Origin of the sequence: Wolbachia endosymbiont of Nomada ferruginata, assembly GCF_001675785.1 — a bacterium.
In the GTDB taxonomy this organism is placed as follows: Bacteria; Pseudomonadota; Alphaproteobacteria; order Rickettsiales; family Anaplasmataceae; genus Wolbachia; species Wolbachia pipientis.
This window is the reverse complement of record NZ_LYUY01000083.1, coordinates 1-5,867: the sequence shown is the minus strand read 5'-3', so window position 1 is coordinate 5,867 and position 5,867 is coordinate 1. Positions and strand designations below refer to the sequence as shown.

Annotated in this window: 8 protein-coding genes and 1 pseudogene; 2 read left to right on the top strand and 7 right to left on the bottom strand. The window is 35.2% G+C overall.

The genetic code is table 11. The annotated features are described in order from the left end of the window. A pseudogene (locus tag BA053_RS04960) lies at window positions 1-1,062 on the bottom strand (IS4 family transposase); the annotation flags it as partial. 108 nt (window positions 1,063-1,170) lie between these two features. On the opposite strand from BA053_RS04960, the gene BA053_RS07440 reads away from it, so the two are divergent. Next, on the top strand, window positions 1,171-1,392 hold the full coding sequence (locus BA053_RS07440) for a hypothetical protein (protein ID WP_156517974.1): 222 nt from the start codon (window positions 1,171-1,173) through the stop codon (window positions 1,390-1,392). 131 nt (window positions 1,393-1,523) lie between these two features. Here BA053_RS07440 and BA053_RS04955 read toward each other — a convergent pair whose 3' ends face one another. The 4 genes from BA053_RS04955 to rlmB form a co-directional block, all read right to left on the bottom strand. Beyond that, window positions 1,524-2,501 (bottom strand): quinone oxidoreductase family protein, encoded by a 978-nt coding sequence (locus BA053_RS04955; RefSeq protein WP_065106829.1) that lies wholly within the window; start codon window positions 2,499-2,501, stop codon window positions 1,524-1,526. A gap of 170 nt (window positions 2,502-2,671) precedes the next feature. Continuing rightward, window positions 2,672-3,208, bottom strand: coding sequence for a cytochrome c oxidase assembly protein (locus tag BA053_RS04950; RefSeq protein WP_065094396.1), 537 nt, complete (start codon window positions 3,206-3,208; stop codon window positions 2,672-2,674). Then, window positions 3,209-3,931 carry a Bax inhibitor-1/YccA family protein gene (locus BA053_RS04945; protein ID WP_010962942.1) on the bottom strand — a complete coding sequence of 241 codons (723 nt, stop codon included), beginning with the start codon at window positions 3,929-3,931 and terminating at the stop codon, window positions 3,209-3,211. 79 nt (window positions 3,932-4,010) lie between these two features. Next, window positions 4,011-4,775, bottom strand: a complete 765-nt coding sequence (rlmB, locus tag BA053_RS04940) for a 23S rRNA (guanosine(2251)-2'-O)-methyltransferase RlmB (protein WP_065094395.1) — start codon at window positions 4,773-4,775, stop codon at window positions 4,011-4,013. Window positions 4,776-4,868: 93 nt separating this feature from the next. On the opposite strand from rlmB, the gene BA053_RS04935 reads away from it, so the two are divergent. Next, window positions 4,869-5,363 carry a Smr/MutS family protein gene (locus tag BA053_RS04935; protein ID WP_065094394.1) on the top strand — a complete coding sequence of 165 codons (495 nt, stop codon included), beginning with the start codon at window positions 4,869-4,871 and terminating at the stop codon, window positions 5,361-5,363. Here BA053_RS04935 and BA053_RS07710 read toward each other — a convergent pair. Continuing rightward, window positions 5,340-5,501, bottom strand: coding sequence for a hypothetical protein (locus tag BA053_RS07710; RefSeq protein ID WP_156518093.1), 162 nt, complete (start codon window positions 5,499-5,501; stop codon window positions 5,340-5,342). The genes BA053_RS04935 and BA053_RS07710 overlap by 24 nt on opposite strands. 141 nt (window positions 5,502-5,642) lie before the next feature. Beyond that, window positions 5,643-5,774, bottom strand: coding sequence for a hypothetical protein (locus BA053_RS08390; RefSeq protein ID WP_255356250.1), 132 nt, complete (start codon window positions 5,772-5,774; stop codon window positions 5,643-5,645). Between the last annotated feature and the right edge of the window lie 93 nt (window positions 5,775-5,867).

Genomic DNA, 5,867 nt, shown 5'->3' with positions numbered 1-5,867 from the left:
GCTATTCCAAGCCTACATTCTTCAACTTTGAGACCGGATTTAAAATTTTATGTAATATCTCTATTTTCCATCTAAGGCAATACCAACTAATTTTTTCAACAGCTTCATCGAAAGTATTAACTGAAAGATTCGTTAATAGCATCCATTCTAGCGGTTTTTTTTAAGGGAAGGGGAGTTTTCTCAACAACATAAACTGCATAAAGTGGTAATTTAGGTAGTTCTTCCGTCTTATGCCTAATATTATTCTTAGATGGATTCATCATAAACTTTCCAAATCTAACTTCCAAACGTGCTGTTCTTTTTGGCTTATTATCTTTTACAGGAACTTCAACTTCTACCGTACCTGCACAATGAGAGAAATGCCCATAACTTCTGCTCACCTTTTTCAGGATATCGAGATTTTCTATTTACTGCTCTATCTCTGCATGCTCTAACTAGCACTGCCGAATTAAGATTATGTCCAAGCTCAAAAAAGTCATATATATCTGCTTCTCTATCGCATACAGTTATAGTCTCAGTTTGAGTTGGATCAATAATATTATTTGTTTTTCTTAAAGTTTCCAACCACTTTACGCTTTCTTTATCTTCAATGCGATCGCTCTTTTTTTTAAGGTTTTCAGTTTCTTCAGGTCTTGAATAAACTTTTTGATCTAGTATCCCTAGTACCAAACCTTCTATACTAACGGCAAGAGCTGTATGCATTATAATACCTTTTGCAGTATCATAACTGGACAAATTTGCTAATCCGCTTGTTTTTTTATGGTTATTATATATAATGTAACTGGTATCTTGAATGACAAGAACCCTCTTGTGAGCTTTTGTTCTCTCAACCGTCTTATTAATATGTGTAGCTAAAATATCACTTTCTTTTACATTCTCATTTTGAAAAAAACGGTATGCTGCTTTTGCTTCTGACCAACTTCCGCATGCCTCATTAATTGAGCTTTCAGGTAAACTTATCAAACTATCAGCAATCTTTACTAATCGGTCAGTTAATCTTTTATCTCCAAGTACAGCATCTCCAAATTCATTTTTAGCCCATTCATTACTCTCGTTTGCCATTTTTATACCCTCAATATTTGCAAACTTTAATATTGTAATATTTTACTTTTTAGTCCATTTATATTTGTGGGTAATAGTAAGGAATGACACCGTCTTGGATGGAAACCAGTGTCAGCTACTTTCATGACACCATCACAAGGTGAAACTGGATCCCAGTGTCTGGGCACTGGGATGACAAGAAGAGAGCACTGGAATGACAGGAGAAGGGGGGCTACTACCGTCATAAAGGAACCAGTGTCAGCTACTCGGATGATACCTTCTTTCTACTTAGTTTGGGTTATGCAAGAAGTCTATTCGCGGTATCTCAGCATAGATTCCGCTAACAAGTAGCGGAATGACGGTTGTCGGTAAGCCTAAGTTAGTTTAGCTATATGCTTTTAATTTCCCCAAAAGGAGAATTAAATATGTGAAACTCTAGTTGATATGATTTAATGAATGGTTAGTTTAGATTACTAATTTATTTAAGAAACTTTGATAATATTTAACCCACTCGCTTTTCTATTTTCCATATCGCGATGTGCTTGAATTATTTCATCAAATTTATATTTTTTATTGATCCGTACAGTTAAAAGTTTTTTTCTTAGCATCTCAAAGATTTCCATTGTGGTAAGCACTAATGTGAATCTATCATGCTTATAATGGTATATTGAGGTTCCAGTTGCAAATAACGAACGTGAACTAAGTAAAGAAAAACTAATAGGAGCGTTACCTGATATCTGCCCATAGGAAACGTATATGCCGAACCTGCCTAAAGATTCAAAAGAGAGCTTGCTTGTAGCGTAACCTATGGGGTCATACACTGCACCTACTCCTCTGTTTTGCGTAATCTCCATAATTTTAGAAACGAAGTCTTTATCATTGTAGTTTATTGCGTATGTGCAGCCACTTTGTAAAGCTATCTTCATTTTTTCATCAGAGCTTACAGAACCTATCACTACACCTTTTTTATCCTTTGCCCATTGGCATATTATTTGTCCTAAACCACCATTAGCCCCATGAACTAGCACGAAAGCACCAGGCCTAACTTTATAAGATTGATTAACTAAATAGTGAGCTGTCATACCTTTAAACAGCACTGCAGCAGCAACTTCATCAGATATGTCATCTGGAATTTTTATCAGATATTTCTGGTGTATAATGCGCTTTTCACAATATGCCCCTGGAGGAGCTGTGCAATATCCAACTCTATCTCCGACCTTCAATCCATCACTGATTTTTTTACCAAGCTTTTCAATCACTCCCACTGCTTCCACTCCAAGCACTGATGGTAGATCTTTAATTTTGCGCATACCTTTTCTGTGCTCTAAATCATAACGATTTAAGCCGATAGTTGTGTGACGTACTAAAACTTCCTCGCCTTTTGGCTCACCTATGCTCTTATCTACAAATTCTAATACTTCTGGTCCCCCAGTTTTTTTAATTTGTATAGCTCTAACCATGATGAATATTAAGATAAAAACTTTGATTATGTTATCTAACAATTAATATTTTGCAAAGTTATTGTTTTCACAATCAATAGACTTCTTGCGTTACCTCCTGTCATTCCAGTGTCAGCTACTTGGATGACACCCTATTGATTACTGAAATGACACGGTTTGCAAACATTCTGTTACTTAAGCTTAAAGAACGTGTATGATAGTGTTATTTCGCCCAAATCTTTTGTATTACTATCAAGCATTATCTCAGGATCTATATAGAAAGATACGGGCATAGCTGCTTTTTGTTTTGGTAGCAACATTTGTTCTTCAAAACAAAAGCATGCAATTTTATTGAAATACTTACCTGCTTTGAAAGGCGTAACATTATACACCGCCATTCCAAATGAAGGCTGATCAGATAGATTTTTTGCGTAATAAAACGCTAAACTTTGTTCTCCTATGTTTACGTCAACGTAGTTAGTTTCTGATTTAAACTCCCAAGGTAGATCGGACATTATATCAGCATTGAAATGGACCCTGATCTTTTGGTTAGTTATATTTGTTGTTGTGTTAGTTACTTTTCTTATTGTGCCACCATACCCAGTAGCTTTACAGAAAATGCTATATAGAGGTACCGATGCATATGCAAGACATATCATCGACACAACTAAAGATACTAAAAAGAAAACTATAGAATTCTTACTGCCTTTCCTTAAAAAGGAAAACATCTAATCCCTATTGTTGAACAAGTTAAGTAACCTGAGTAGATTGAGAAATATATTAATAAAGTCAAAATAAAGATTAGTTGCACCGAGTATTGCCAATTTAGTAGTAGCAACTTCTGATCCGTCATTATGTTTATAATAAACGTCCTTGATTCTTTGAGCATCATACGCAGTCATTAAGGTAAAGACTATTACTGATATGAACGATATTGCAAAGTGGAGAGGACTACTTCCAAGAAATAAATTTACTATAGACGCAATGATTAACCCCCAAACTCCCATAATCAAGAAAGAGCCCATACTTGTAAGATCTCTTTTTGTAGTATTGCCATATAAAGCCATAGAGCCAAACATGATTGATGTAATGAAAAACGCCCTTGCTATATTTTCTGCAGTATAAACTATAAAAACATAAGATAAGGAAAGCCCCATTAACACTGAGAACGAGAAAAATATAGTAACGGCAGACTGAGCACTTAGGTGTTGAATTCTATAAGACATGTAGAACACCAATGCAACCGGAGATAACATTACCACAAGCGATAGAACGGGATTAGAATAAATTACTTGAAAAAGACCAGAAAATACTGTTAAAAATGCAACAAGCCCTGTGACGCCCAAAGCTAAAGCCATGTAATTATATACTTTAGTTAGGTAACTTCTAAGCCCAGCACTATAATAAACGCCTTGAGAGCGAATATCCTGTTCATTTCTCATATAAGACATAATATAACTCCTTTTATCCATTACTTAACACATTATAATATAAAACCATATTTTTATCAAGTGTTTTTATTATAAACAGCTATGCGCTGGCATTTGTTTTAATATAAATAGAATATAGGCCTATTGCTGCTGCGTTTGAAACATTTAAACTGTTAATTGCATTTGACATTGGGATTTTTAAAAGATAATCACAATTTTCTTTAACTAACCTCCGCATTCCTTTCTCTTCAGAACCAAAAATAATTACTCTTTTTTTCTCAAAACTCTTTATTTCATCTATATTTTCTTTAGCATTGCAATCAAACCCGTAACACCAGTAGCCGACCTTTTTTAAATACTGCATAGTTTTTACTATATTTGTAACGTATATTAGCGGAACAATATCTAAAGCCCCACTTGCTGCTTTTGCAATAGATGCATTTTCACTCGGTGAATGGTTATGTGGTAAAACCAATGCGTCGACATTAAAACAAGCTGAAGTTCTTAAAATTGATCCAATATTGTGCGTGTCAGTGACTTGATCTAAAATGACTATAGTAGAGCTGTCGTTTGAGCTTTCAGCTACTTCTTCGATGCTTAAGTTATAAAGAATAGGGGCAACATTTAAAGCAATTCCCTGATGGTTAGCACCTTTGGGTAAAACGTCATTAAGTATTTTGTTTTCTACTAATCGAACTTTAATGCCCTTACTGTCTACACATTGCCTAATTTCTTTTTCGTGTTCTCTATAGAAATTTTCTGTTGCTAACAGTTCTATACACCGCCTATTTTTATTTCTTAATGCTGACATGCAGGTGTGCTTTCCATACAGCCAAAAATTCTCATTAGTTTTCGACGATTTCATCGTATTATTGAAAATCTGGTTTTTTATAGAATAAGCAACATTTTACTATGTTTGGATATTGTTGTAAAATTATACAATTCGATTAATGCGTTTATGTCGGACGATGAGTTGGATTGGCAAAAAAATGTTAAGCCAATAGAATGTAGAAAAGTTACTTTGAAAGTTGATCATAAAGTAAATATAAAGTCTATGGTTGATAAAGGTACCTCCGACTTACAAGGGAATTTTCTTAATACCAATAATGGTAACTCATCATTTTGTCTTGACTACAACACAAAATCAAAGATTGATAGGGGTAAATATTTTATAAGCGATAAGCTCGATTTGCATGGCTATAATATAGAGGATGCTTACTGTAAATTGATAGATTTTATTATCAAAAATTATCGAGCAGGAAATAGATGTTTATTGGTAATTACGGGATACGGCAGTGCAACAAATAAAACAGACACTATGAAGAATAACTTAAATAAGTGGTTAAATGATACTAAAATCCAGCATATGGTTCTATACTACCAGCAAGCTACGAAAAAACATGGTGGTAAAGGGGCTTTTTATGTTTTATTAAGAAGGCTTAGGCCCTATTAGCTGCTTAAGTTTCCTTTTAAGCCTTAATTTTTCTTGTATAACCATACAGTGTTCGGCAGCGCGTGACGCACAACTGTGCGAACATTGTGATTTGGGTCTACCAGGAAGGATGTCTCCCAGTACCTCTTTTCCCATCATCCCGCTACGTGTTAGCGGGATCTCATTTCACTTTATGAGGGTGTCATCCGAATAGCTTGACTACTTGGATCCAGATTGGATACTGAGTTGGTGAGTATAAAAGTATAGCTTATACGTCATACCGCCGCGGTATCTCAGCCGCTAACACGTAGCGGGGTGACGAGTTACTATACCGCTGCGAACCGTCATACCGCGATTTATTCCATAGCTGTACGAACATTCATTTTTGAAGGTAAACTGCACAGCAAATGGTGTCATTCCAGTGCTTGACACTGGAATCCAGCCGGCTTTGTTGCATCGCTAGCTATGATGGATTAAAGATAAAAAAGGTGGAGAATATCAGTAGCTTATTATTCTGGTATTTAT